This window comes from Aliidiomarina halalkaliphila, assembly GCF_007096385.1.
In the GTDB taxonomy this organism is placed as follows: domain Bacteria; phylum Pseudomonadota; class Gammaproteobacteria; order Enterobacterales; family Alteromonadaceae; genus Aliidiomarina; species Aliidiomarina halalkaliphila.
In genome coordinates, this window is the sequence record NZ_VJWL01000010.1 from 1 (window position 1) to 1,345 (window position 1,345).

Below are 1,345 nucleotides of genomic sequence, written 5' to 3' on the forward strand. Positions count from 1 at the left end.
CCATGACGCGCTGGCAACTAAGGATAGGGGTTGCGCTCGTTGCGGGACTTAACCCAACATCTCACAACACGAGCTGACGACAGCCATGCAGCACCTGTCTTACAGTTCCCGAAGGCACAGTCTTATCTCTAAGACCTTCTGTAGATGTCAAGGGATGGTAAGGTTCTTCGCGTTGCATCGAATTAAACCACATGCTCCACCGCTTGTGCGGGCCCCCGTCAATTCATTTGAGTTTTAACCTTGCGGCCGTACTCCCCAGGCGGTCGACTTAGTGCGTTAGCTGCGTTACTCACTTCATTTATGAAACGAACAACTAGTCGACATCGTTTACAGCGTGGACTACCAGGGTATCTAATCCTGTTTGCTCCCCACGCTTTCGCTCCTCAGCGTCAGTTTTTGGCCAGGTGGCCGCCTTCGCCACTGGTATTCCTTCCTATATCTACGCATTTCACCGCTACACAGGAAATTCTACCACCCTCTCCAAAACTCTAGCCTGCCAGTTCAAAATGCAATTCCCAGGTTAAGCCCGGGGATTTCACATCTTGCTTAACAAACCGCCTACGTGCGCTTTACGCCCAGTAATTCCGATTAACGCTCGCACCCTCCGTATTACCGCGGCTGCTGGCACGGAGTTAGCCGGTGCTTCTTCTGTGGCTAACGTCAATCGTTGCAGCTATTAACTACAACGCCTTCCTCACCACTGAAAGTGCTTTACAACCCGAAGGCCTTCTTCACACACGCGGCATGGCTGGATCAGGGTTGCCCCCATTGTCCAATATTCCCCACTGCTGCCTCCCGTAGGAGTCTGGGCCGTGTCTCAGTCCCAGTGTGGCTGATCATCCTCTCAGACCAGCTAAAGATCGTCGGCTTGGTAGGCCTTTACCCTACCAACTACCTAATCTTGCTTGGGCTCATCTATTGGCGTGAGGTCCGAAGATCCCCCACTTTCCTCCGTAGAGCGTATGCGGTATTAGCCACCGTTTCCAGTGGTTGTCCCCCTCCAATAGGCAGATACCCAAGTATTACTCACCCGTCCGCCGCTCGTCATCATCTAGCAAGCTAGATATGTTACCGCTCGACTTGCATGTGTTAAGCCTGCCGCCAGCGTTCAATCTGAGCCATGATCAAACTCTTCAATTAAAGTGCTTGATGCAAAGTGCCTCTCTCTTTGTTTCCAAAGTAGAAGCCGCTCAACTTATGAATTTCTGGTGTCTTACTTTTTAGTAAGGCTCCTGCTCTCAAAAGCTGACCATTTTGCTACCGAAGTAGCGTTGGTTGATGCTTTTCATCGCAAGTGCCCACACAGATTGCTTGGCTTGATAAATTGTTAAAGAACGTTGCTTCT

The 1,345-nt window shown here is 50.7% G+C and carries 1 rRNA gene; it reads right to left on the minus strand.

What is annotated here, in order from left to right:
• Window positions 1–1,140, minus strand: a 16S ribosomal RNA gene (locus FM042_RS11795); the annotation flags it as partial.
• Window positions 1,141–1,345 lie beyond the last annotated feature (205 nt).